This window comes from Chitinimonas viridis, assembly GCF_030409555.1.
Taxonomy (GTDB): domain Bacteria; phylum Pseudomonadota; class Gammaproteobacteria; order Burkholderiales; family Chitinimonadaceae; genus Chitinimonas; species Chitinimonas viridis.
The window spans coordinates 116,254-141,616 of record NZ_JAUFPU010000008.1 but is presented as its reverse complement, the minus strand read 5'-3'; the positions used below and the strand labels follow the sequence as shown (position 1 = coordinate 141,616).

23 protein-coding genes and 1 tRNA gene are annotated in these 25,363 nt (G+C 60.9%); 10 read left to right on the top strand and 14 right to left on the bottom strand.

Going from position 1 to position 25,363, the window contains the following annotated elements:
- Positions 1 to 491: 491 nt before the first annotated feature.
- Positions 492 to 2,510, bottom strand: a complete 2,019-nt coding sequence (gene uvrB, locus QWZ03_RS09370; protein WP_290332455.1) for an excinuclease ABC subunit UvrB — start codon at positions 2,508 to 2,510, stop codon at positions 492 to 494.
- Positions 2,511 to 2,690: 180 nt separating this feature from the next.
- On the opposite strand from uvrB, the gene QWZ03_RS09365 reads away from it, so the two are divergent.
- Positions 2,691 to 4,757 carry a putative bifunctional diguanylate cyclase/phosphodiesterase gene (locus QWZ03_RS09365; protein WP_290332454.1) on the top strand — a complete coding sequence of 689 codons (2,067 nt, stop codon included), beginning with the start codon at positions 2,691 to 2,693 and terminating at the stop codon, positions 4,755 to 4,757.
- Positions 4,758 to 4,832: 75 nt separating this feature from the next.
- On the opposite strand, the gene QWZ03_RS09360 is transcribed toward QWZ03_RS09365, so the two are convergent.
- The 3 genes from QWZ03_RS09360 to cysB all read right to left on the bottom strand — a co-directional run bounded on the left by QWZ03_RS09360 (position 4,833) and on the right by cysB (position 8,145).
- The gene (locus QWZ03_RS09360; protein WP_290332453.1) at positions 4,833 to 6,059 is read right to left on the bottom strand and encodes a head GIN domain-containing protein; all 1,227 of its coding nucleotides are present in this window, start codon (positions 6,057 to 6,059) and stop codon (positions 4,833 to 4,835) included.
- Between the two features lie 191 nt (positions 6,060 to 6,250).
- Positions 6,251 to 7,126, bottom strand: coding sequence for a head GIN domain-containing protein (locus tag QWZ03_RS09355; RefSeq protein WP_290332452.1), 876 nt, complete (start codon positions 7,124 to 7,126; stop codon positions 6,251 to 6,253).
- A gap of 83 nt (positions 7,127 to 7,209) precedes the next feature.
- Positions 7,210 to 8,145, bottom strand: a complete 936-nt coding sequence (gene cysB, locus QWZ03_RS09350) for an HTH-type transcriptional regulator CysB (RefSeq protein ID WP_290332451.1) — start codon at positions 8,143 to 8,145, stop codon at positions 7,210 to 7,212.
- 149 nt (positions 8,146 to 8,294) lie between these two features.
- Here cysB and QWZ03_RS09345 point away from each other — a divergent pair, with 149 nt between their 5' ends.
- The 3 genes from QWZ03_RS09345 to QWZ03_RS09335 all read left to right on the top strand — a co-directional run bounded on the left by QWZ03_RS09345 (position 8,295) and on the right by QWZ03_RS09335 (position 9,997).
- Entirely contained in the window at positions 8,295 to 9,068 is a 774-nt protein-coding gene (locus tag QWZ03_RS09345; RefSeq protein ID WP_290332450.1) for a sulfite exporter TauE/SafE family protein, read from the top strand.
- 58 nt (positions 9,069 to 9,126) lie between these two features.
- Positions 9,127 to 9,846: a phosphoadenylyl-sulfate reductase gene (locus QWZ03_RS09340; protein WP_290332449.1), complete on the top strand. Its 720-nt coding sequence runs from the start codon at positions 9,127 to 9,129 to the stop codon at positions 9,844 to 9,846.
- 60 nt (positions 9,847 to 9,906) lie between these two features.
- A tRNA-Ser gene (locus QWZ03_RS09335) sits at positions 9,907 to 9,997 on the top strand.
- 249 nt (positions 9,998 to 10,246) lie between these two features.
- Here the strand turns inward: QWZ03_RS09335 and QWZ03_RS09330 are convergent.
- Both QWZ03_RS09330 and fnr read right to left on the bottom strand, forming a co-directional pair.
- A complete protein-coding gene (locus QWZ03_RS09330; protein ID WP_290332448.1) occupies positions 10,247 to 10,900 on the bottom strand; it encodes a hypothetical protein in 654 nt (217 codons plus the stop codon).
- A 297-nt stretch (positions 10,901 to 11,197) separates the two neighbouring features.
- The gene (gene fnr / locus QWZ03_RS09325) at positions 11,198 to 11,944 is read right to left on the bottom strand and encodes a fumarate/nitrate reduction transcriptional regulator Fnr (protein WP_290332446.1); all 747 of its coding nucleotides are present in this window, start codon (positions 11,942 to 11,944) and stop codon (positions 11,198 to 11,200) included.
- Between the two features lie 81 nt (positions 11,945 to 12,025).
- On the opposite strand from fnr, the gene hemN reads away from it, so the two are divergent.
- The 4 genes from hemN to QWZ03_RS09305 all read left to right on the top strand — a co-directional run bounded on the left by hemN (position 12,026) and on the right by QWZ03_RS09305 (position 15,792).
- On the top strand, positions 12,026 to 13,426 hold the full coding sequence (gene hemN / locus QWZ03_RS09320; RefSeq protein WP_290332445.1) for an oxygen-independent coproporphyrinogen III oxidase: 1,401 nt from the start codon (positions 12,026 to 12,028) through the stop codon (positions 13,424 to 13,426).
- Between the two features lie 43 nt (positions 13,427 to 13,469).
- Entirely contained in the window at positions 13,470 to 13,919 is a 450-nt protein-coding gene (locus QWZ03_RS09315) for a universal stress protein (protein ID WP_290332443.1), read from the top strand.
- Positions 13,920 to 14,002: 83 nt separating this feature from the next.
- On the top strand, positions 14,003 to 14,593 hold the full coding sequence (locus tag QWZ03_RS09310; RefSeq protein ID WP_290332441.1) for a TetR/AcrR family transcriptional regulator: 591 nt from the start codon (positions 14,003 to 14,005) through the stop codon (positions 14,591 to 14,593).
- Between the two features lie 95 nt (positions 14,594 to 14,688).
- A complete protein-coding gene (locus tag QWZ03_RS09305) occupies positions 14,689 to 15,792 on the top strand; it encodes an alkene reductase (RefSeq protein ID WP_290332440.1) in 1,104 nt (367 codons plus the stop codon).
- Between the two features lie 115 nt (positions 15,793 to 15,907).
- Here QWZ03_RS09305 and QWZ03_RS09300 read toward each other — a convergent pair whose 3' ends face one another.
- A complete protein-coding gene (locus QWZ03_RS09300) occupies positions 15,908 to 16,666 on the bottom strand; it encodes an SDR family NAD(P)-dependent oxidoreductase (RefSeq protein ID WP_290332439.1) in 759 nt (252 codons plus the stop codon).
- 155 nt (positions 16,667 to 16,821) lie between these two features.
- Here QWZ03_RS09300 and QWZ03_RS09295 point away from each other — a divergent pair, with 155 nt between their 5' ends.
- Positions 16,822 to 17,760 (top strand): LysR family transcriptional regulator, encoded by a 939-nt coding sequence (locus QWZ03_RS09295; RefSeq protein WP_290332438.1) that lies wholly within the window; start codon positions 16,822 to 16,824, stop codon positions 17,758 to 17,760.
- Here the strand turns inward: QWZ03_RS09295 and QWZ03_RS09290 are convergent.
- Positions 17,724 to 18,233 (bottom strand): metal-dependent hydrolase, encoded by a 510-nt coding sequence (locus QWZ03_RS09290; protein WP_290332437.1) that lies wholly within the window; start codon positions 18,231 to 18,233, stop codon positions 17,724 to 17,726. The two genes, QWZ03_RS09295 and QWZ03_RS09290, sit on opposite strands and share 37 nt — an antisense overlap.
- A gap of 84 nt (positions 18,234 to 18,317) precedes the next feature.
- Here QWZ03_RS09290 and QWZ03_RS09285 point away from each other — a divergent pair, with 84 nt between their 5' ends.
- On the top strand, positions 18,318 to 18,749 hold the full coding sequence (locus QWZ03_RS09285; protein WP_290332436.1) for a GNAT family N-acetyltransferase: 432 nt from the start codon (positions 18,318 to 18,320) through the stop codon (positions 18,747 to 18,749).
- Between the two features lie 171 nt (positions 18,750 to 18,920).
- Here the strand turns inward: QWZ03_RS09285 and QWZ03_RS09280 are convergent, their stop codons facing one another.
- From QWZ03_RS09280 to QWZ03_RS09255, 6 genes are all read right to left on the bottom strand, one after another.
- Complete coding sequence (locus QWZ03_RS09280; RefSeq protein WP_290332435.1) at positions 18,921 to 19,493, bottom strand: thermonuclease family protein; 573 nt, start codon at positions 19,491 to 19,493, stop codon at positions 18,921 to 18,923.
- Positions 19,490 to 20,329, bottom strand: coding sequence for a squalene synthase HpnC (gene hpnC, locus QWZ03_RS09275; RefSeq protein ID WP_290332434.1), 840 nt, complete (start codon positions 20,327 to 20,329; stop codon positions 19,490 to 19,492). The genes QWZ03_RS09280 and hpnC overlap by 4 nt, the downstream gene beginning before the upstream one ends.
- Before the next feature lie 89 nt (positions 20,330 to 20,418).
- Entirely contained in the window at positions 20,419 to 20,637 is a 219-nt protein-coding gene (locus QWZ03_RS09270) for a hypothetical protein (protein ID WP_284196809.1), read from the bottom strand.
- Between the two features lie 217 nt (positions 20,638 to 20,854).
- Positions 20,855 to 21,712, bottom strand: a complete 858-nt coding sequence (locus QWZ03_RS09265; RefSeq protein ID WP_290332433.1) for a DMT family transporter — start codon at positions 21,710 to 21,712, stop codon at positions 20,855 to 20,857.
- A 196-nt stretch (positions 21,713 to 21,908) separates the two neighbouring features.
- The gene (locus QWZ03_RS09260) at positions 21,909 to 23,024 is read right to left on the bottom strand and encodes a helix-turn-helix transcriptional regulator (protein ID WP_290332432.1); all 1,116 of its coding nucleotides are present in this window, start codon (positions 23,022 to 23,024) and stop codon (positions 21,909 to 21,911) included.
- Between the two features lie 410 nt (positions 23,025 to 23,434).
- Positions 23,435 to 25,294, bottom strand: a complete 1,860-nt coding sequence (locus QWZ03_RS09255) for an ATP-binding protein (protein WP_290332431.1) — start codon at positions 25,292 to 25,294, stop codon at positions 23,435 to 23,437.
- Positions 25,295 to 25,363: the final 69 nt, after the last annotated feature.

Here is a 25,363-nt window from a genome sequence, read left to right as displayed (position 1 = left end):
TTTTCTAGGTGTTGATTGCCTACGAGACCTTGGGCGCCATGCGCGCTCAGGCCCCGAGCTGGGTGGGATGTTCAGATGGTGCGTAGGCTGGCAGGAGGTGCCTGACCAGCCCGTCTACCCTGAACGCACACCCTAAAAGTACATTCCGGCAGGCCCGGAATGGGGTGTGCATAATTCTGTGTAGAAAATGTGGAAAACACTATATGTAGTGTTTTTTGACTGCTCTGACTACTAATTCTAGTGATGCGACCCGCAGCTAGCAACAGTTGTTTTTACCACCCCGTAGATACTGGGCCTAACGCAACATGCCAGCCGCAATCGGCATCAGCCCCACCGTTTTTGCAGGCCGGATGCCCCCAGGCAGGACTGTGGATAATTCTGGGGACAACTACGGCGCTGTGGCAAAACCGGGCAAGCCACCCCGCAGTCGCGGCATAAAAAAAGCGCCCTTAGCTTGCGCAAGGGCGCTCCTGATTCGGGGTAAAACGCAGTCAACCGGCGCCGAAAACCCGCTCGCGCAGCTTGTGCAGCTGGTCGCGCAGCTCGGCCGCCTTCTCGAACTCCAGGTTCTTGGCCGCTTCCATCATGGATTTCTCTATCTGCTTGAGCTGCTTGGCCAGCGTCTTTTCGTCCATATCCTCCAGCAGGATACGGCCCTGGCGCTCCAAGCGCTCGGCGCGGGCAGCATCTTCGTCATACACCCCGTCGATGATGTCCTTGATGCGCTTGACCACGCCTCGTGGAGTGATTCCGTTGGCTTCGTTGAACGCCACCTGCTTGGCCCGCCGCCGCTCGGTCTCGTCGATGGCGCGGCGCATGCTGTCGGTAATCCGGTCCCCATAGAGTATGGCGGTGCCGTTCAGGTTACGGGCGGCACGGCCTATGGTCTGTATCAACGAGCGTTCGCTGCGCAGAAAGCCTTCCTTGTCTGCGTCCAATATGGCGACCAGCGATACCTCGGGGATATCCAGGCCCTCGCGCAGCAGGTTGATGCCGATCAGCACATCAAACTCGCCCAGGCGCAGATCGCGCAATATCTCCACCCGTTCCACCGTGTCGATATCCGAATGCAGGTAGCGCACCTTGATATGGTGCTCGGTAAAGTAATCGGTCAGTTGCTCTGCCATGCGTTTGGTGAGCGTGGTCACCAGCACCCGCTCGCCTACATCGGTGCGCTTGCGTATCTCGCTCATCAGGTCGTCAACCTGGGTGGTGACCGGCCGCACATGGATAACCGGGTCTACCAAGCCGGTGGGTCGCACCAGTTGTTCTACCACCTTGCCCTGGTGCTCGGCTTCGTACTTGGCTGGCGTGGCCGAGACAAACACCGTCTGCGGCATCATGGTCTCGAATTCCTCGAACTTGAGCGGCCGGTTGTCCAGCGCGCTGGGCAGGCGGAAGCCGTAATCGACCAGGTTCTCCTTGCGCGACCTGTCGCCCTTGTACATGGCACCCACCTGGCCGATCAGCACATGCGATTCGTCCAGGAACATCAACGCGCCCTCGGGCAGGTAATCGATCAGCGTGGGCGGGGGAGAGCCAGCCGGCTTACCCGAGAAATGCCGCGAGTAGTTTTCAATGCCCTTGCAAAAGCCCATCTCCTGCAGCATTTCCAGGTCGAACTTGGTCCGCTGGTCCAGCCGCTGCGCCTCTACCAGCTTGTGCTCCTTGTGATAGAACTCCAGCCGGGTACGCAGCTCTTCCTTGATGGTCTCGATGGCGCGCAGCACCGTGGCGCGCGGGGTGACATAGTGGCTGGAAGGGAAAACGGTAAAACGCCCCACCCGTTGCTTGATATGGCCAGTCAGCGGGTCGAACAGCTGTATCTGCTCGATCTCGTCGTCGAACATGCCGATGCGCACCGCCAGATCGGCGTTTTCGGCGGGGAACACATCAATCACATCGCCCCGCACCCGGAAGGTACCGCGACCAAAGTCGATCTCATTGCGCTCGTACTGCATCTGCACCAGGCGGGTCACCAGTTCGGGCTGGGGCATCTTCTCGCCTTCCCGCACGTGCAGAATCATCTTGTGATAGTCGCTGGGGTCGCCAATACCGTAGATGGCCGATACGGTGGCCACGATGATGCAATCGGGCCGCTCCAGCATGGCCTTGGTGGCCGACAGGCGCATCTGCTCGATATGCTCGTTGATCTGCGAGTCCTTCTCGATAAACAGATCACGGCTGGGCACATAGGCCTCGGGCTGGTAGTAATCGTAATAAGAGACGAAATACTCCACCGCATTCTCGGGAAAGAACTCCCGGAACTCGGCATACAGCTGCGCCGCCAGGGTCTTGTTAGGTGCCATCACAATGGCCGGCCGGCCGGTACGGGCAATCACATTGGCCATGGTGTAGGTCTTACCCGACCCCGTCACCCCCAACAGCGTCTGAAAACGCAAACCGTCCTCCAGCCCCTCGACCAAGCCATCAATCGCAGAGGGCTGGTCGCCAGCAGGCGGAAAAGGCTGATGCAGGCGGTATGGGCTATCGGGAAAAGTAACGATCATGGTGGCCTTTTGCAGAACCTGATTGAGAACCTATTAGATTAGGGCGGGTAAAACACCGCCCAGACAAACATGGGGCAGCCTTTCCACCAACGCCAGCGATTGTAGCGCCACACAAGGCAAACCGGACGGAAGCAACAGAATCGGCTAAAGTATTTACACCATCCTTGTATCAGACTCGTCATGTCCGAACCCCAAGCCCCGAAGCCGGATTGGTCTTACGCAGAAGCGCTGCTCGACCGCTTTGGGGATGCAGTATTGGCATTCGACAAGGAACTGGTCTGCCGCTTTGCCAATACAGCGGCCGCCGAGATGCTGGGCCGGCAGATGCAGGACGTGCTGGAACAACACGCCATGCAGCTCTACCCCAGCGAGCATGCAGACAAGTTCAACAAGGCTCTGGAGGCCGCGCTGGGTGGCCAGGTCACCCGCAATCGCGGCTGGCGGGATATCCCGTCGCAAGGCCGCCGCTGCCTTGATTTCCGCTTCGAGCCCTGCCTCACCGCCGACGGCCATATCGCTGGTGCCATGCACAGCGCCCGCGACATCACCGAAATGGCCGAGGTGGAAGAACGCGCCCGGCTCTCGGTCATGATGTTCGAGCACACCACCGAAGGCCTGATGATACTCGGTGCAGACAAGCGCATCCGGCTGGTCAACCCGGCATTCAGCGACCTGACCGGCTTTAGCGCCAGCGATGTACTGAACGAGCAACCCGAACACCTCACTCCGTCCGGTCAGGACGAGTCCAACCCTTATCCCGATATCTGGCACGCGCTGGAATACGACAACGCCTGGCAGGGCGAGGTGATCTACCGCCGCCGCGACGGCCGGCTCATGCCCACCTGGCAGACCGTGGTGCGCGTGCGCGATGCTGCAGGCGAGGTAGAGCACTACCTGGCGATTTTCACTGACCTGACCGAACGCCAGCGTTTTGAGCAGCAGCTGGAACGGCTGGTCTATTACGACGTGCTCACCAGCCTGCCCAACCGCGCGCTGCTGTCCGACCGCATCGCCCAGGCCATGTCGCGGGCAGAGCGCATGGGCAGCCATATGGCCCTGCTGTTCATCGACCTGGATCGCTTCAAGGCCATCAACGACACCCTGGGCAATCACCAGGGCGACCAGTTGCTAAGAGCCGTGGCCCAGCGCCTGCGCGATGTCGCCAATATAGAGATGACAGTCTGCCGCTATGGTGCAGACCAGTTCCTCCTGCTTTACCCCGAGCTGGATACGCCCGACCAGGCCTCCACACTTTGTGGTCGCTTGTTGCTGGCCCTGGCGTCGCCACATCTGGTCGGCTCGCAAAGCCTGACCATCACCGGCAGCATAGGCGTGGCGGTCTACCCCGACGATGGCATCGAGCGCGAAACCCTGATCCAGCACGCCGAGACCGCCATGCAGGCCGCAAAGAAAGCGGGCCGCAACACCTTCCGCTTCTTTACCCAAGACATGAACCAGCGCAGCGCCGAATTCCTGCTGCTGGACAACCACCTGCGCCAGGCGCTGGTCAACCAGGAGTTCCTGCTCTACTACCAGCCGCAGATCGATATCAAGACCCGCGAAGTCATCGGCATGGAAGCCCTGATGCGCTGGCGCCACCCCGATCTGGGCCTGGTCCCGCCCAACCGCTTTATCCCCGCGGCTGAAGAAACCGGCCTGATCGTACCCATGGGCGAATGGGTACTGCACGAGGCCTGCCGCCAGAACAAGGCTTGGCAGCGGGCCGGGCTGCTGCACGCACCTGTTGCCGTCAACGTCTCTGCCCGACAGTTTGCCGAGCGGCTCGAAGACGTCACCACCAAGGCCCTGCAGGACGCCGGCCTGGCACCCGAATGGCTGGAGCTGGAGGTGACCGAAAGCACACTGATGGACGATGTCAACGAAGCCATCCTCACCCTGGGCGCGTTGAAGCGCATGGGTGTGCGGCTGTCCATCGACGACTTCGGCACCGGTTATTCCTCGCTCAACTACCTCAAGCGCTTCCCCCTCGACAAGCTCAAGGTCGACCGCTCTTTTGTTATCGACATACTGGACGACCCGGACGATGCCGCCATCGCGGGCGCCGTAGTCAGCCTGGCCAAGAACCTGCGGCTCAAGGTCATTGCCGAAGGCGTGGAAACCGCCGAGCAGCTGGATTTTCTGGAGCAACTAGGCTGCGACGAGATGCAGGGCTTTCTGGTCGCCCCGCCCATCCCTGCAGACAAGGTGCCGGAGTTTCTGGCGCAGTGGCGCAAGAAGCCTGTTTGATCCTGGGCAAACCAGCCAGCAAATAGCCCGGCATCAAGCCGGGCTAGGGGTGTCCATCAGCAAGAGCGTCTGTCGCTAGCCCTGCACCTGTACCCGCTTACCTTGCACATTGCGCTCGGCTGGCTTGCCCTGCACCCGTATCTCGCCCGGCCCATCAGATTGCGCCTCCAGCCGATTGCGCACATCCGCGCTGATATCGCCCGACCCCGTGCTCTGCAGCTTGGCATTCTGCGCCACCAAGCGACTCAAGCCCGCCTCTCCAGGGCCATCCACCTGCAGCAGCAGATCGCGGACGCTACCTACAGCCTGCAGGTCGCCCGACCCAGACATCTGCGCGTGAAAGCGCTCAGCCGCCACCGTGCCCAGCATCACATCTCCCGGGCCGTGCATCTCCAGCTCCACATCCTGCATGGATAGTGCGCCGGCATTCAAATCGCCGCTACCGGTGAGCGCGACCTTGATGTTGCCAGCCTGCCCCACCAGCCGTATATCGCCGGGGCCGCTGCCATCCACCTTGACCGCACCGCCACTGATGCCATCCACCGCCACACTGCCGCTGCCGTTGCTCTGCACCAGCAAACCGGCCACCTTGCCTCGCACCGATGCACTGCCTGGGCCATCCAGGCGCAGCTCCGCCGGGCCTTCCAGCCCAGCCAGCATCAGGTCGCCCGAGCCAGACACGGTCGCCTGCAGGCTGCTGGCCCGGCCCCGCAAGGTCACATCGCCGGGGCCGGATTGATCCAGTACCACGCGGCCAGCATCCAGCCTGTCCAGCACCAGATCGCCCGAGCCGCTGACGTTGCCGTGCAGCTCTGCCACCTTGCCCTCCAGCCGGGTATCCCCAGGGCCGGATGCCTCCAGCTCAAAGCGCTGCGCATCCAGGCCCTGCACCACCATATCGCCAGAGCCGCTGCTGTTGATGCGCGCCAGCGCCGGCAAAACCAGATTGACCTTCAACGGCCGCGTGGACGAGAAATTGCCGTTGGTACGTATCACCAGCGCGTCGCCCACCTGTTCAGTCACGATGAACTTGAGCAGATTCTCATCCCCCTCCAGTGTCATGCTGGCAGCGCTGCCGGCCACCACACGCACATTCACCTCTATCGGCCCGCGCAGCTCTATGCCTTGCACGGCAGCCAACTGACGGGTCTCGGTCACCAGCTTGCCATTGCCTTTCACACCGCCCCAGCCACCCACCGAGACATGCCACTTGCCACCACCCTCTGTGGCTTCATCGCCATTCACATGCACAGTACACGCCATCATGGGCAGGCACAGCATCAACCAGAGTCCGTTTTTCATCGCGCACCTCATCATTAAACATACTTATTGGTATGTTATATGAAAATTCCCGTTTAGCCAGCACCGCATTGCTCTCTGGGCATGGCGATGCGATGAATGCAACAGACAGCACCCGGCATAGCCCCGGCAACAAAAAAGCCAGCCCCTCAAGGGCTGGCTTTTTTGTTGAACCAGATACAGATTGCTGCCGTCTACTCGGCTGCCAGCCTGGCGTTCTCGCCGCTCAGTTGCTGCTTGGCCGGCTTGCCCCAGATCGTGATATCGCCCGAACCCATGGCATTGGCAATCACCGAAGCAACGGCATGGACACGCATATCACCCGAGCCCATCAAGTCCAGCTTGGCCTCCTGGCTTTGCAGCCCCTGCAAGTCCAATTCACCCGAACCCATCACATTGCCCTCCAGCATCTTGGCCAGCCCACTGGCCTCCACCCCGCCAGAACCCTTGATGGCCGCCTCGAACCTGTCCACCTCGATACGACCCAGCCTGGCCTCGCCCGAACCCAGCACGTCTATCTTCACGTCGGTAGGCAACAGCCCATCGCCAACCAGGTCGCCGGAGCCCACCATGCGCACCGTCAATTTGCCCAGCTTGCCGCTGAGGCTGGTCTCGCCCGAGCCGGTCGATTCCACCAGCAGGTCGCCGCCAGCCAGGCCACGCACCGTCACGTCACCCGAGCCTGTATTTTCCAGGCTCGCCAGGGCCGGGGTAACAATGCTCACCTTCAGCCCCTGCTCGGTCGAAAAAGCCCCTTCGGTCTTGATGATCAGCTTGTCACCCACCTGCTCGGTCACCACCAGCTTGACCAGATTCTCATCGCCCTCCACCACCATGCTGGGGGTATCACCAATACGGACGTCCACATCCATGCTGCCCGTGGACTGCACGGTTTTCACAACCGTGAGGGTGCGGCTCTCCTTGGTGACCACGCCATTACCCTTGACTCCGCCCATGCCGCCGATGGAGACGTGTACCTTGCGGATATCACCCGTCTTCTCATCGTTGTCGACATTGATGCTGCAAGCCGCCAGCGGCAAGCAAAGTACCAGTAACAAGCCGTATCTCATTGCCTATCTCCTCTCAGGTAAACATTCTTATTAGTATGTTATATCCATTACCCCAGAAATGCACGCCCTCCTGTCGGGTTGGCTCACTCTTCGCCCTTGTTATTGAGCGCTGCATCCACCACGGCGCGGGTCAGGTGCGGTGCAAAGCGCTCGATAAAGGAATAGGTATAGCCACGCAGGTAGGCATCGCGGCGTATGCCGATATGGGTGGTCGAAGGCTCGAACAGGTGCGAGGCATCGATGGCAAACAAGCCCACATCACGCTTCACGTCAAACGCCATGCTGGCCACGATGCCTATGCCCAAACCCAGGCCCACATAGGTCTTGATCACGTCGGTATCGATGGCAGTCAGCACCACATTGGGCGCCAGCCCGCACGATTCAAACGCACGATTGATCTTGGAGCGGCCGGTAAAGGCAAAGTCGTAGGTAATGATGGGGTACTTGGCCACATCCTCTATGCGCAACTGCCCTTTCAGATCCAGCAAGGGGTGGTTGTCCGGCACGATGATGCTGCGGTTCCAGCTGTAGCAATCGAGCATGGCCAGCTCGGGGAACTGGTCTATCCCCTCGGTCGCGATGGCGATATCGGCCGAGCCATCCATCACGAACTCGCAGATCTGGGTCGGGCTGCCCTGCTTGATCGAGAGCTTGACCCCAGGGTAGCGCTGCATGAAGTCATGTATGGTCGGCGGCAAGGCGTAACGTGCCTGGGTATGGGTGGTGGCCACCACCAGCCCCCCCTCCTGCTCGTTGACGAACTCCTCGGCCACCCGCTTCAGGTTCTTGGCCTCGCGCAGGATACGCTCGGATATCTTCAGTATCTCCTTGCCCGGCGCGGTTACATCCACCACCCGCTTGCCGTTGCGCACAAACACCTGCACCCCCAGCTCATCTTCCAGCAGGCGTATCTGCTTCGATATACCCGGCTGAGAGGTATGCAAGGCCTCGGCCGCGTCCGATACATTCAGGCCCTGCTTGGCCACTTCCACGAGATAACGCAGTTGCTGAAGCTTCATGTGCCACCCTGACTCTGCGCCTTGCCCAGCCTGGCTGCCGGGCAACGCTAAATTGAAATAACCGAGTTGTATAAAATCTTAACACATGAGTCTTTAATGATTATTAGGCTGTAGGGCTAGCATGGCAGGCTTTCCCCCAGACTGTCTGTATGGATCTCGCCTATATCATCGCTGGCCTTGCCGTGGGTTTTATCGTCGGCCTTACCGGCGTGGGTGGCGGCTCGCTGATGACGCCCGTACTGCTCTGGTTCGGCATCAACCCCGCCACCGCCGTCGGCACCGATCTGCTTTATGCCGCCTTCACCAAGTGCGGCGGCGTTATCGTGCACCAGCGCGCTGGCAATATAGACTGGAAGGTCAACGGCTGGCTCACCGCAGGCAGTGTCCCCGCTGCGTTGCTTACCGTTCTGGCGCTGCATGTCTGGCACCCCGATGTCACCACCCTCAATGCCCTGATCAAGCACGCCCTCGGCATTGCCCTGCTGCTCACTGCCCTCGCCATCGTGTTCAAGACACGCCTGCTGGCACTGACCCGTGGCAAACAAGCAACATCCTCCGACAGCAAGCCCTCGCTCCCCCTCAAGACAGTCATGGTCGGCGTGCTGCTGGGCGTGCTGGTGACCCTGACTTCCATCGGCGCAGGCGCCATCGGCACCATTGCGCTTTTCCTGCTGTTCCCGCTGATTCCCACCGCCCGCCTGGTCGGCACCGAAATCGCCCACGCCGTCCCGCTGACGCTGATCGCCGGCCTGGGTCACGCCGGCCTTGGCCACGTAGACTGGTTGCTGCTGGCCAACCTGCTTTGCGGCTCGCTGCCCGGCATCTGGGTGGGCAGCCACCTGACCGGCCGCGTGCCCGACGGCGCACTGCGCCCGGTACTGGCCCTGATGCTCGCCTTGGTCGGCCTCAAGCTGGTCTGGTAGATAACCCTCCCCATGAGCGCCCGTAGAGGCGCCCACATTGTCATGGATGCCCGAAACCATGGAAACCGTACTGAGCCCCGAACTCCAGGCCAAACTGGCCCACACCCTGACCCTGCTGCAACAGGTAGCACGTGAACATGCCCCTGCCGTCTTCGCTAACTCCCTTGGCGCGGAAGACATGGTGCTGACTGACCTGATCGCCCGGCACCAGCTGGACATCGGCATCTTCAGCCTGGACACCGGCCGCCTGCCAGCCGAAACCTACGAGCTGATGCAGCACACGGCCGAGGCCTATCCCGACACCCGCGTGCTGGTCTACTTCCCGCGCGCCGAGTCAGTCGAGCAATACGTCAATGAGCAAGGCATCAACGCCTTCTATCAATCCATCGAAGCGCGCAAGGCCTGCTGCCGTATCCGCAAGCTGGAACCCCTGGCACGCGCCCTGGCCGGCAAACAGGCCTGGGTCACCGGCCTGCGCCGCGAGCAATCGACCACCCGCACCGATATGGCGGAACAGGAGTGGGACGAGGCCAACGGCCTCACCAAGTTCAACCCGCTGCTGGAATGGACCGAAAAAGAAGTGTGGGCCTATATCAAGGCCTACCAGGTGCCTTACAACGCCCTGCACGACCGCCACTACCCCAGCATAGGCTGCGCCCCCTGCACCCGCGCCATCGCCGCCGGCGAAGACGTCCGCGCAGGCCGCTGGTGGTGGGAGAACCCCGAGAACAAGGAGTGCGGCCTGCACGCCAAAATCAGTGCGCTACCGACCCGGTAAAAAACTTGCGCGCAGGTGATTGCATAGGCCGGGTAGCTACGGCATAATGCGCGGCTTCGCGGAAAGGTGGATGAGTGGTTTAAGTCGCACGCCTGGAAAGCGTGTATAGGTTAATAGCCTATCGGGGGTTCGAATCCCCCCCTTTCCGCCATGAAATGCAAAGGCCCTGATCATTGATCAGGGCCTTTTCTATTTTCACTACGATACGCTGCAGATTCGGCCTCCTGCCCCAGTGGAGCTACACGCCAAATCTGCTCATCGCTGAAAACCTGGGCGGCTCACCTGCTTGATGGAATCCAAGCCCAGTGCGTACGACCTACCTGTGCTTACGCGGGTCATGCCCCAGGAAAACGCGTGCATGGAATGGGCGTTCGCCTGGATGCACTACACACAAGCGGCGCTATCGCGAGTGCAGCAGTCGCAAAAAGCGATCCTGGCGGAAATCTTCTGGATAGGTATCCAGAGTGTGTAAACGCACTTGAAAAACATACTCCCCTTCGATGGGCTTCCCCGCCAGCTCTTGCGGAATGAAGGACCAACCTTCCAGCGATGCCTTGGCAAAACGACGAACACTCTCCGGCATGCCTGGCAGCGCCTTGACCTCAATCAAACGGCATTTGCCATCGACACCAACCGTGCAGGCGGCCTCCACAGCACCTTCCCAACCACCCGTACGGCCAATGTCATCAGGATAGCTCGCTGCGTAGCGCTTGGTCGGTATTGGGCCCATCGAGAGTCCCGCCATTTTTACTTGTCCGCCGCCATCGGCATTGGGGGTGACAAGAAAATCAAGCCGAACACCACTTCGCAGCGTTGCCGGCATACCATCGGCCTCAGCAGGTGGCACCTTGGTCTTGGCTACCCGCGCCTTGACGTTGTCTGCAAACGCAAGGGGATATTTGTCCTCATCAACCAACGAATACTGAACGGGATGGCCATCAGTGCCGTAGAGAACATTGGCCCAAACCTCGACGTAGTAAGGTTCCTTGTTGGCGTAGCTGGGTACAGTTGCCAAAGCGATCAAAGCGCTGGCGATCATTCGGATATAGGACATGGCGTTGCTTGATAAATGGATGTAGAGGTACGACTAAGGAGTAAACCATGCGTGCTCGAAGCACGCGTGCCACTGGCAAGGCGTGAGTAAGCAGATGAATAAGGTGTACGTATATACAACGGCTTCCGGCCATCAAGCCGTAAGGCCAATCATACAATACCGACGCCTCGCCAAGCAGGACGAACCCCCTCAGGCGTCCATGGCATGCGCGGTGGGGCCGACCGGGATAAGCCCCAAGCTATCGAGCAACACCTCGCGCACAGCCAAAACCCCCAGCCGTGCCACACCTGCCACTACTCAATGCTGCAAGCCTATGCAGCCCGACACCAGCTGCTTGATGGCCGCCAGGTCCAGCACCTCGATCTGCTTGCCCTGCACCTTGATCCAGCCATCCTGCTGGAAGCGAGAAAAGGTACGGCTCACCGTCTCCAGCTTCATGCCCAGGTAGCTACCTATCTCTTCGCGGGTCATGCGCAGGACAAACTGGCGCGAGGAAAAGCCACGTGCCGCCATACGTTGCGACAGGTTCAGCAGAAACACCGCCAGGCGCTCTTCTGCCCGCATATTGCCCAGCAACAGCATGGCGCCCTGGTCGCGGATGATTTCGCGGCTCATCAGTTTATACAGGTGACGGTTAAGTGCCGGTATCTCCAGCGCTAGGTTCTCGAGACGGTGATAGGGCAGCTCGCAGACCTCGCAGTCTTCCAGCGCAATGGCGGTGCAGCCGTGCTGGTCCGTCCCAAAGGCATCCAGCCCCATCAGCTCGCCGGCCATATGAAAGCCTGTCACCTGCTCGCGGCCGTCCTCCGACACCACCACGGTCTTGAAGAAGCCCGTGCGTACTGCATACAGCGAGCGAAAGGCATCGCCCAGGCGGAACAGTGCCTCACCACGCCGCACTGGCATGCGCTGATTGATGGCATCGTCCAGCTGTACCATTTCCTCCTGCGCCAAGCCTAGCGGCAAGCACAGTTCCTGCAGACTGCAGGTCGAACACACGGCTTTAAGGGCATGGATGGGGATGATTTCGCGGGCAGCGGACATGATTGGTGCTTGATGAAGGTCAATACGATTAGTCTGCCTGCTACTTACAGTGTCAGCAACCAAGACCTACGCTGGCCCCCCATGACTGCCCCTGCCATACCCGAAACGACTGCATTGGAGAACGACCTGCCGCTGCTGCAGCGCCATGACGATGTGACGCGCTACGGCATCTATCCAACCGCCGATCGCTTCTCTGAAGATTTCGACGAAGACCGCTACCGCCATGCGTTGGCGACGCACGCGCTGGGTGGACTTCGTCCGCTGTCGCTGTATGTCCATCTGCCGTTCTGCGTATCGGCTTGTTACTACTGTGCCAGCCACAAGGTCATCACCGCGGACCACAATCAGGCCGATACCTATCTGGACTATCTTGAACGGGAAATCGCCCTGCAAGGCGCGGCCTATGGCGCGACGCCCAAGGTCACGCAGCTGTATCTGGGCGGCGGCACCCCAACCTTTCTGCAGGATGCCCAGCTAAGCCGCCTGCTGGCCGCCTTGCAACGGTATTTCCCGCTGGCTGCTGGCGCTGAATGCTCGGTCGAGATCGACCCCAGGCATATCGGGCCAGAAAGCCTGCAATTGCTTGCCAGCCATGGCTTCAGCCACCTCAGCATCAGCCTCCAGGATCTCTCCCCCGACGTGCAGCGCGCCGTGAATCGCATGCAACCCGCGCCCCTGACCGCCGCCGCCATCGCGCAAGGCCGCGCGCTGGGCTACCGCTCCATCCATATCGATCTACTCTATGGCTTGCCAAGGCAGACCCCGGCCAGCATGGCCGACACCCTGGCCCAAGTGCTAACGTGGCGGCCCGATCGCGTCTCGCTCAACCACTACAACCACCAGCCTGATCGCTTCAAGGCGCAGCGCCATATCGACGCTGCCACGTTGCCGACGGCAGACGACAGGCTGGCAATGCTGCAGCAGGCCATCACCCAGTTGCAGGGCGCGGGCTATGTCCATCTTGGCCTGGAGCAGTTTGCCCTGCCCCAAGACGAGCTCGCCATCGCCATGCGCCAGGGCCGGCTGCATAGAAACTTCCAGGGCTATACCAGCCAGGCAGAGTGCGATCTGATCGGGCTGGGTGTTTCGGCCATCGGCAAGGTCGGCGCCTGCTACGCCCAGAACCATAGGGTGCTGGAGGACTACTATGATGCGCTGGCGCACCACCACCTGCCCATCGCCCGCGGCATGACACTGGCTGCCGACGACCTGCTCCGCCGTAGCATCATCCAGTCGCTGCTATGCCAGTCCGAATTGGCCTTTGAGCCGCTGGAGACCCGTTGGCTGATCGACTTCCACCACTATTTCGCCTACGAGCTTGAACAATTGCAGCAACTCGCTAGCAATGGCTTGCTCAAACTCCATCGCCAAGGGCTTGAAATCACGCCCAAAGGCCGCTTGCTGACCCGTAGCATCGCCATGGTGTTTGATCGTCATCTGCGCGAGGCCCGCAACAGCGCCCGGTTTTCAAGCTTGATATAACCAGCACCGGCGGTACTCTATCGTCCCCCTGCGGAGGTCACCCATGTACAAACGCATTCTGGTACCCCTAGACGGCAGCCCCACTGCCACCAGCGGATTGGAAGAGGCCATCCGGCTTGCGCACGCCTTGCGTGCCAAATTGCATCTCTTCCATGTAGTCGATCTGCACCTGGTCTACATGGACTACAACGGCACCGCTGAATTGGCCGACTATGTCCATGCCCTGCGCGAAGCCGGCCAGGAGCTGCTGCACAAGGCACAGGCTCTGGCCGCCAGGCAGGATGTATCTGCCGAGGTGCATGCCGAGGAATGCCGTACCGCCGAAACCATCAACCTGATATTGCAGGAGGCTCGCCGCACCCATGCCGACCTGCTGGTTATCGGCACGCATGGGCTGCGGGGTTTCCAGCGGCTGGTCATGGGCAGCACGGCAGAAGGCGTGGCCAGGCTATCGCCTGTGCCGGTGCTGCTGGTTCGGGGTCCGGCTGCTTAAACCCTTTGGCACCCCAAACCGTTTTGCCATGCTCGCGCATAAATTACTAGACGACCGGTCTAATCGGGTTTAGACTGCGCACCATGTTGAATCGAGACTTTGACGATACCCGCGAACACCTGCTTGCTACCGGCGAGGGCATCATGCTGGGCAAGGGGTTTGCCGCCGTCGGCCTGGCCGAGATACTGGGGCAGGCGGGTGTACCCAAGGGCTCGTTCTATCACTACTTTGGCTCCAAGGAAGGCTACGGCGTCGCCTTGCTGTCGCGTTTCTTCAGCCGCTACCACGCTATTCTGGATGAAATCGTTGCTAACCCGCAGTTGAATGGCCGCGCCAAGCTGGATGCCTACTTCGCCGGCTGGTGCAGCGTATCCTGCGAGAACAGCGGCAACTCCCGTTGCCTGGTCGTCAAGCTGACCGGCGAGGTCAGCGACCTGTCCGACGATATGCGCAGGCAAATGCAACAAGGCATTGCCGGCATCATCGAGCGGGTGACCGCCTTTATCGTTATCGGCCGTGCCGATAAATCCCTGCCACCCGGCATGCCGGCAGAGACACTGGCCGCTGCCTTGTACCAGCTCTGGCTGGGCGCCGCGCTGGTCACCAAGGTCCAGCATGGCAGCGCCGCACTCGACGCCGCCCGTGCTGCCACCGAACGTATGCTCAGTACCTGATTCATTGCACTTCCGTAGCAAGCATCCGGCCCGCAAGGCCGGTTTATTTGGCGCAAATACTAGACGACCGGTCTACTCAAAAAAGGAAACGCATCATGGCAATCGACAAACTGCTTACCCCGCATATCGTTGGCAAGACCACCCTCCCCAACCGTGTCTGGATGGCCCCGCTGACACGCTCGCGTGCCGCCCAGCCAGGCGATCTGCCGGCTGAACTGAATGCCATCTACTATAGCCAGCGCGCCAATGCCGGACTGATCGTGTCCGAGGCCACACAAATCTCGCAGCAGGGCCAAGGCTATGCCTGGACGCCCGGCATCTATACCGACGAGCAGGAAGCAGGCTGGGCACAGGTGGTCAACCGGGTGCATGCTGCCGGCGGCCATATCTCGCTGCAGCTCTGGCATGTGGGCCGCATCTCCCACCACCTGCTGCAGGCCGATGGTCAAGCCCCGGTCGCCCCTTCCGCCATCCAGGCCCAGGGAGCCAAGAGCTTTGTGGTGCTGCCCGATGGCACGCCCAGCAACGAACCCACCGACCTGCCCAGGGCGCTGGAGTTGGCTGAGCTGCCCGGCATTGTTGCCGCCTATGTGGCGGGCGCCCGCCGCGCAGTCCGCGCTGGCTTTGACTTTATCGAAATCCACAGCGCCAACGGCTACCTGCTGAACCAGTTCCTAGATGCCCGTGCCAATCAGCGTACCGATCAATACGGCGGCAGTATCGAAAATCGTGCCCGCTTTGTGCTGGAGGTCGTGGATGCCATCGTTGCCGCCATCGGCGCCGACAAGGTTGGCATACGCCTGTCGCCCAATGGCGTGTTTGGCGATATGTCGCCCATCGACGGCGAAGCCATGGCCATCTACCTGGCCCAGCAACTGCAGCAGCGGCAATTGGCCTACCTGCATATTGCCGAACCCGACTGGGCCGGCGGCGAGGCACTGACTGACACCTTCCGCCAGCAACTACGGGCAGCCTTCAAGGGTACGCTGGTGTTCTGCGGCAGCTATACCGCCGAACGTGCCGAGGCCCTGATACAAGCCGGCACCGCCGATGCCGTAGCCTTTGGCCGCCCCTATATCGCCAACCCGGATCTGGTCCGCCGCTTTACCCTAGGCGCCGAGCTGAATCAGCTGGACCCCGCCACCTTGTATGGCGGCGCCGAGCAAGGCTATACCGACTACCCGGCTCTGGCGGACTAGCATCAAGCCGGTTTGGCCCGCAGCACTCAGCCAGCCGGCCGAACAGCCCCTCTCCTACCGGCGAGGGGCTTTCTCTTGCTGGCGGCGGGCCCAAACAGCCGGCCGCATCACCCACCTACAGAAACATCCCGCCGGACGCCTCTATGCGTTGCCCATTGATCCAGCCGCAGTCATCAGACAGCAAGGCGGCCATCACACGGCCTATGTCATCGGGCATTCCCACCCGCCCCAACGCTGTCTGGCCGGCGATAAACCCATTCACCTCGCGGTTGTCACGCACCAGGCCGCCACCAAAATCCGTCTCGATGGCGCCCGGCGCCACCACATTCACGCTGATTCGGCGGGCACCCAGTTCCTTGGCCAGGTAGCGCGTCAGCACTTCCACGGCCCCCTTCATCGCCGCATAGGCGGCATAGCCTGGCAAGGCAAAGCGCGTCAGCCCGGTCGATACATTCAGGATACGGCCGCCGTCGGCCATCAGGGGTAGCAGCGCCTGCGTCAGAAAGAACACGCCCTTGAGCTGTATGTTCATCAGCTGGTCAAACTGCGCCTCGGTCGTCTCTGAAAAACCCGCATGGATACCGATACCCGCATTGTTGAGCAGGTAATCAAAATCCGCCCGGCCCCAGTGCTCGCCCAAGGCAGCGGCCAACTGCTGTGCAAACCCGGCGAAACTGCCACTGTCCGCCACATCCAACGGCAGAGCCACCGCCTGCCCACCCAGGCTACCAATCTCTGCCACCACCGCCTGTGCCTCGTCGGCCTGGCTGCGATAGGTCAGAATCACACCCACGCCCTTCGCCGCCAGCTTGAGTGCTGCATTTCGGCCCAGGCCACGGCTACCACCGGTTACCACTGCAATCTTCGTGCTCATTTGCTTCGCTCCTTCTAAGAGCCTGTTCAAAGGGTTGACTGACAGGCATGCAGCCATGCCTGTAGGGTGACTGCAGTCTATTGCCACCACTCAAACCCATAAACCAGCAATAAACGATTAGACTGATCGCAGAATACGAACAATCAAAGCAAGCCATGGATCAACTCCACGCCATGCAGGTCTACCTGCGGGTCGCCGAACTCGCCAGTTTCACCCAGGCGGCCGACAGCATGGGCCTGCCCAAGGCCAGCATCTCGTCCGCCGTACAACAGCTAGAAAGCCAGTTGGGCACCCGCTTGCTGCACCGCACTACCCGCAAGGTGCAGATGACCCAGGACGGCCAGGCCTATTACGAGCGCTGCCGCGATCTGCTGGCCGATATGGATGAGCTGCAAAGTATGTTCCACCTTGGCCAGGGAGGCCTTTCAGGCAGGCTCCGGGTCGACATGTCCAGCGGCATCGCCCGGCATATCGTGGTGCCGCGCCTGCCCGAATTCCTGCAAGCCCATCCACTGCTGGATCTCGAGCTCAGTAGCACTGATCGCCGGGTCGATCTGGTGCGCGAGGGATTCGACTGTGTCCTGCGGATAGGTACGCTGGTCGACTCCAGCCTCATCGCCCGCCCATTGGGACATCTGCGCCTGCTCAATTGCGTCAGCAGCAGCTATCTGGCCCGCCACGGCCAGCCGCAGCAGCTGCATGAGCTGGCCCAGCACCAGCTTATCCACTACCTCCCCACACTAGGTGCCAAGGCAACGGGCTTCGAGTACATCGATCCCGCCAGCGGAGAAAACCGCTTCCTACCCATGCCAGGCAAGATCTCGGTCAACAATGCCGATGCCTATCTGGCGGCCTGCCTGGCAGGCCTGGGCCTGATACAGATACCCGAAATCGGCATCCGCGATCACCTTGAGACTGGCAGCCTGGTCGAGGTCATGCCGCAATATCGGGCCTCTCCCATGCCTGTCTCCCTGCTCTACGCTCATCGCCGCCAGTTACCCAAGCGGGTACAAGCCTTCATGATCTGGCTGGCCGCAATCCTGCAGCCTTATCTCGATCAACCATCCCCACCTGCAGACGCCCTGCGCCGATAGAGCAGCATCGCCCATATCCACAAAGCCAGCTCCAGTGCGAATGACCAATGCAGCAGGAAGTTCAGCCACCAGGGCTGATACAGGGCCGGTACGGTGAATAGCGCATAGGGCCTATCCACCCAGGGTGCCAGCCACCAGATATCGCCCACGATGCTATCGAGCAGAATATGGAGCACGCCCCCTACGCAAAAGACGACGCAGAGTACGGCATACCGGCTGCCTCGCTGCAGCCACTGCCAGGCCAGGGCGACAAACAGCACAGCGAACCAGAACACCGGCCAATGCGAAAAATAGGTGTGATGGTGATGCTGCCTCCCGTCCACTAGGTGGAAGTAAAACATATCAAGATCCGGCGCCAGGGCAGCGATAATCCCGAATGCGAGCAAAGCCATGCGGCCCACACCGCTGGCGGTAAACCGCTTAGACAGGTAATGGGTAGCAATGTAGCCCGAGGGGCCGTGACCGATAATCATGAAAAACTAAAGATGGATAATAAGGTAACCAGCCTAACACCCCTATCGCCGCATCGCGATGGCACACCACTCCAGGCAGCAACCATGCATACCCACACCATTCAAGTATTTGACACCCTGCCCGCGGGCCCGACAGCGCAGGTCGACCAAGGGCTGGACCTGGCCAATATCGCCGCCGCCCCTTTGCAGGATGTACGTCCGCTTGCCTGCTTTGTGCAGTCGGCCGATCAGGCCACCCTGGGTGGCGCCGTGGGTCGGACATGGGGGCTATGCTGCGAGCTGCAGCAATTGTGGGTTGATCCGGCGCAGCGGCAACAGGGCATCGCCAGTGCCTTGCTGGCCTCATTCGAGGCCCAAGCCCGCCAGCGCGGTTGCCAACTGTGCTATCTGGAGACCTTCAGCTTCCAGGCACCCGACTTCTACCAGAAGCAGGGCTATCAGGTGCAGGCCGAGCTGGCGGGGTTTCCCGATGGCATCGTCAAGTATCTGATGAGCAAGGCGCTGCTTGCCCCTTAGCAACGAAGAGCCTGTTCACGATCCTTTCGCCACGGAGTGAAAAATCGTGAACAGGCTCTTAGAGCGGCTAACAAAACCCAGCGTAGCGGTTCTGGCTAGACGCGCGCCGCAGACAGTACGTGGGTACGGCAAGCTCGCACAACAACGCCAGAAGGGTTTTGTTAGCGGCTCTTAGCGGGCACGTTGCTGCTGTCGATAGTCCCAGGGCGCCTGCGCGCCCGCGCGACCCCACAAACCGCTACCCTGCTGCCGCGCCATCAACTGGGCAGCCTGGTATCGCCCATAAGCCAGCGCTGCCTGCTTGCCACGGGCGTACTGCTCGTAATGCCATGCGTGGCCGGCCTGCACCTGGGCCAAGCCGATATCCACCTCGCCCAGGCGGACCTCGGCAACGCTACGGCCATATTTGTCCTGCCCCTGTAGATCAAGCAACACCTGGCGGCCCAATACCTGCTTAGCCAGCATCAGGCCAGCCACCGTACCATCGGGCTGGGCAGACTCGGGTGCATCGACATAGGCCAGCCTGACCTTGAGCGTACTGCCATCCGCCAGCATGACTTCCAGGGTATCGCCATCTGCGACCTTGGTCACCCTGCCACTCAGGGCTTGACCATCAACAGAGCCAGGCGCTTGCTGATCTTGCCAGGCCATCCAGCAGGCGATGGTCAGCGCCGCCAATGCGGTGAGTCGGCCAACCCAGCTGCGGGTCGTGAGCAGCCTTAAAAGCAGGGGGGCCAGTCTCATGAGCGTATGGCCTTGGGGAATACGGCGCGTAGCAGCAACATGGGCCAGTCGCGCGCAGTCAGCTTGGGGCGATGGCGGAAAACGTCATAGCCGGCTTGTTCTATCTTCCTGAGTATGGCGTCGCCGCCCAGCGCCGTCAGCCGTATCTCCAGGCCCAGGCGGCCAGGCAGGGCCATACCTAGCGGCGAACCGCTGCGCAGCATGCGACGGGTACGGTCTACCTGAAAGGCCATCAGCGCACGCCAGTTGTCATCCACCCGGCCCTCGGCAATCTGGGCTTCACTGACGCCAAAACGGGCCAGCTCGTCCTGTGGCAGGTAGACCCGGTCTTTCTGCCAGTCTATGGCCACGTCCTGCCAGAAATTGATCAATTGCAGGGCCGCACAGATACCATCAGACCAGGCCAAGTTCTTGACGCTGGCACGGCCGGCCAGATGCAGCACGATGCGGCCCACCGGGTTGGCAGAGCGGCGGCAATACTGCATGACCTCGCCAAAGTCGGCGAAACGGGTCTTGACCACATCCTGGGCAAACGCATCCACCAGATCACGGAACAGTTGCAGCGGCACCTGGTGCGGATTGATGACCTGGTCGCGCAGGTCGCGGAACAGGGTGTGCTGGGGCTCTCTGCCGGCTTGCAGGCCATCCAGTTCGGCTAGGTAGCCATTCAGCAGCGTCAGGCGTTCTGCCGGGCTGAGATCGCCTTCATCGGCAAAGTCGTCTGCCGTGCGGGCGTAGCGATAGACGATGGCCACCGGCCTGCGCATTGCCTTGGGCAGCAGCAGGGAGGCGACCGGGAAATTCTCGTAATGATCTATGGCGTAGGTATCTGGCATGGCGCCGGATTATACGGCGCTGGCCCGCAAAGCTTGCGCTCGCCATGCATGGCAAGCCAAATTTTTCGCCCGCCAGACCTTAGGGCCTGTTAAGCGTAGGTATCGATCTTGCCGCGATGCTGGGAAATCTGCGCGGCAATCTGGTTTTTTTCCTGCAGGCGCTCGACGCCCTGCTGCGCGACTGCCATCTTCTTGCGGTCCAGCCGGTCTACCTGCTGCTGTACATCGTTCATGACCAGCCGCGTACTCTCCTGCAGCGTTTGGGAGAGGTTGGCGCTCATCCCGCGTACTTCGCTCAATCCTGCCATGGTATGGCTCCTGTCTATGTCATGTCGGCTGTGGGCTCGCCCTGCTGGAAGCAGGGCGGCGGTCCTCATTCCGGCTTCATGGCCTGCGGATGGGCGATACAGCTCTAGCCTCACTGTAGTGCTTGAACAGGGTGGGCAGCAAATGTCGCGGATATGCGGTTAGGGCAAGTGATGAACGCAGGTCCTGGATGACTTGCACCACCAACAGGCGCAAGGACTACTTCCGCGTCACCACCACACCGCTGGCTACGATCAACCCCATGGCCAGCCAGCTGGAAAGGTCATGGGCGTCCCCCCAGATCAGCATACCGAACAAGCTGGAGCACAGCACCGTGGCATAGGCCAGGCTGGCCACCACCAGCGTACGGCCACGGCTGTAGGCCCGGGTCATGGCCAATTGCGCCAGCGTGGCGCAAGCGCCCATGCCCAGCACGATCCAGATATTGCCCCAGGTCAGCGGGCTGAAGCGATCAAACAGCATCCAGCCACCTGCGGCGACGGTGGCGATCAGCGAGAAATAGAACACCGTACGCCATTCGGGCTCACCCGCCTCGCCCAGCATGCGTACATTCAAATAGGCAATGCCCGCCCCCAAACCCGAGCACAGGCCCAATACCCCGGCCAGCCACTGGTCTCGCTCGAACGTGGGCTGCAGCAGGATGACGGTACCGGCAAACCCCAGCAACAGACCACCGAACAGCTGCCAGGATGGCCGCTCGTGCAGCCACAGGGTGGTCAACAAGCCCAGGAACAGCGGTGAGGTGTAGTTGAGGGTGACCGCCGTGGCCAGCGGCAGGTGGGCAATGGCATAGAAATACAGCATCAGGGAAATGGTGCCGGCAATCGCGCGGGTGAATTGCTTGCCCAGCACCGGTGTTGCCAGCGAGCCACCACGTAGCAGCACCACGCCGCCCACCACTAGGAATCCCACGAAACAGCGGTAGAACACCAGCTCCGCCGTACTGAAGTGCGCCGCCCCCAGCTTGACGAACACACCCATGCAGGCGAACAGGACCGAGGCGACCAGCATCCAGAACGGTCCGGAGTGGAGTAAGGCGTGTGGCAATCGAGGCATGGCGCAGATTCTACCGGTGCCTACCCGGTTACAGCCGCTCGCAGGCAAATATATGGCCCGCCACAGGGCTCAAGCGGTGCCTGCAACCAAGCATATTCAGGTAATGGGGAGCGACGGGAAGGGCAAGGGTTGCCGCCAGGGATGGCGCGTGCCTGGTTCCCATGACCACCGTCACATGCCTAGGTCACGGCAGCGCTCAAACCTTCAGCAGCAGCGCGCCCGACAGCAGCTTCATCAGTTCGCCCTGGCGATGAGTGCCTGTCTTCCAGAACATGGATTTCAGCTGGGTACGGACAGTGGAAACCTGTACTTGCAGTCGCTCTGCCGATTCAGCAGGAGTCCACCCCTCCAGCAGCAAGGCCGCCAGCCGGCATTCAGCGGGCGACAGGCCATAGAGGGCCGCCAGCACATCCAGCGGCTGGGCATCGCTGGCGCTGGGGTCATGGGCCATCAGCAGCACCAGCGGGCGCTGTGAATCCGCCACCAGCGGCGAGCCCGCCGGCAGCGGGGCCACCAGCACGGTCAGACGGCCGCCGTCCTGCCGCTCCAGTGCCAGTGCGCCACTCTGCGCCGTGCGCGAGGTAGCCTGGGTCAGCAAGGACGTGAGGCGGGCATGTACGGCCGGCGCGTCAGCCAGCAGGCGGCCCTGGCGCACCGCCATCCCCGGCAAGCCACCTTCATCGGCTGCATGGTTGGCAAACAGTACCCTGCCATCCCCATCCAGCACCCATATGGGCGCCGCCAACCGGTCCAGCGCCTGCCGCGCCACAGCGGCCTGCATGCGCAGGCGCGAGAACTCGGTAGACAGCCGGCAAGCCAGCTCCAGATGTGGCGAGAGCCGGGTCAGCAGTTCGGTATCACTATCGCTGAATGGCTCGGCATCCGGGCCGCGCTGAAAACCGATCAGCGCCTCGACCCGGCCATCGTCAAAGGCGCGGGTGCCAATAAGCCGGCGCAAGCCATTGGGCAGCATATAGCGCTGGAAAAACTCATTCTTCGCCACAAACGCATCATCGAAATGCTGGTGCTCCGCCACCCACTCACCCACGGGCGTACGGTTGACGATCATCGTCCACGGGTCCATCGACACATAGCGGTCGGCATAGTTGGCCAGCGACTGTTCGCTGTGGCCAAAGCTATGCCACTGCCTGGGCTTGCTGGCGTGCTTGTCGCGCAGATAGAAGCCACCCGAGGTTGCGTCGATGGCCTCGCCTATACGGCGAAGCAGATGGTCCCATTTGGTGGGCTCAAGGACGACTGCATGTATGGAGGTAACCAGAAGATCGTATTGTCGGATTTTGAGTTCAGCCATGTTTCCGCTCCCTGGGCGGACAGGGCGTTTTAATTGTGAACCGCATTCTCTACAAGCCAACGCTCATATACAAGCATTTATGCGCGCTATCCACCATATGGATGATGACGGCGTTGCACGGCGGACCGTATATTGGACTTATCCGCCCGAGGAGGAGGAAATCTCGGGAGGGGGGGGAAAACCACTCCCGGCTCGTGTGCAAACGCGAGTCATGTAGCAAGTTTTGGTGGTTGATCGGGTAAAGTCAAAGAAAATCCGGCAAATACCGTCAAAACGCATAAAACAGCGGGCAATCTACGGGTTGCCCGCAATCCATAAGCAATCCCAGCCATAAGCAGTCCCAAGCGTCAAACAACACAGGCCAGCGATATGCTGGCCTGTTTGCTTGCATCACGCACCTACTGGCTTTGCTAGGTTGCCACACCGGCAGCGCGGTCTGCCTGGCGGGGCAGCGTGAAATAGAAGGTAGCCCCCTGGTTGAGCGCGCCCTTGGCCCAGACGCGGCCATTGTGGCGGTTGACGATGCGCTGCACGATGGCCAGGCCCACGCCATTCCCCTCGAACTCCTGCGGGCTGTGCAAGCGCTGGAAGGCGCCGAACAGCTTGTCGGCATACGCCATGTCAAAACCGGCGCCATTGTCAGAGACATAAAAGGCATTCTGGCCATCGATATGGGTGGCGCCGAACTTGATCTCGCCATTGAGCGTCTTGGCGGTGAACTTCCAGGCATTGGCCAGCAGGTTCTGCAGGGCCACGCGCACCAGCTTGGGGTCGGCATCGGTAATCAGGTTGGGCATGATATTGATCGACACCTCGCGGCTGGGTTCGGCCAGTTTCAGGTCCTGGGTAATCTCGGTCGCAATCTCCGACAGGTTCACCGGCTGGGTATTCACCTCGCTGCGCGTCAGCTTGGAAAGGTTGAGCAGGTCATCAATCAGATTGGACATATTCTGGGTGGCCCGCCGTATCCGGCCCAGATACTGCCTGCCGGCGTCATCAAGCTTGTCGGCATAGTCCTCCAGCAGCACCTGCGAGAAGCCATCCACGCTGCGCAACGGCGCCCGCAGGTCATGCGAGACCGAATACGAGAACGCCTCCAGTTCCTTGTTGGCAGCCGCCAGCGCCTTGGTGCGCTGCTCCACCAGCTCCTCCAGGTGGTTGCGGTAGTGGTTCAGCTCGATCTCGGTCGACTTACGCGCCGAGATATCGATCAGGTAGCCCTGCAAGTGGCGCTCGCCCGCTTCATCGGGAATCGCCGTCGCCACCAGCATCACCCACACCGACTTGCCATCCGAGCCCAGCATGCGGCACTCGAATTCGATGGTGTTGTCCTTGTCCTGAGTCTCGGTAAACAGCTTGTAGGCCAGGTGCCTGTCATCTTGGTGCAGATAGCTGGTGAGAAAGCCCTCGCTGTACCAGATGTGCAGCGGATACCCCAGCAGAGTCTCCGCCTGCGGACCGATATAGGTAAAGCGCCACTCGGCCGGATTGGCCTCCCACGGCACCACATTGGTCGATTCCACCAAGCGCCGATAGCGGTCTTCACTGGCGCGAAGAGCGTGCTCGATCTGCTTGCGCTGCAGAATGTCGGCTTCCAGCTCCTTGTTCTTGCTTTCCAGCTCACCAAACAGGCTATGCAGCGATTGCCGGGTAATTTCCAGGCTCTGCCCCAGCTTGCCTATCTCGTCCTGCCGCTTCCATTCAAACGGGGTCGAAAGATCACGCCGTGCCAGGCGTATGGATTCGGACATCAAGCGCTGCAGTGGGTTGAGCACGCGCTTTTGCAGTATGACCAGGATAAACGCCAGGCTGGCAATGAGCTGGATGGCAGCCGTAACGAAGTAATAACGCTGGTACTGGTGGATGGAGGCCAGCGCTGTACCGTCATCCATCTCGACCGTCACTTTGCCGATATCGTTGCCTTGCTTGGTGACATTCTGCGACAGCGTCTTGAGCTTGCCCTGGCGGCGCTCTGGGCTGTTTTTCTCCAGGAAGGTACCCAGGGTGGCGTCCTGCACGATGACCCGGACTATGCGCTCGTCACTCATCACCGATTCGAGTAGCGGCTTGCCGGTATCGGGGGACAGGTTCCAGAGCGGCTCCTGCATGCCCAGCACCAGAATCTCGGTGATACGGTTGTGATCCTCGCTCAGTCGCTTGATCAGGGAATCCTCCTGTCTTTGCAGGGTCAGATAGCTGATAAAGATGCCAGGCACCAGCAAGCCAGCCAGGATCGCAAGGACGACGGCTCGGCGTAGCGTTAGTGTCATGTATGAGGTCCCCGATATTCTTGTTGATTCATGCTGCACTTGCGGCCGATAGAGGGGCTGCCGCATATT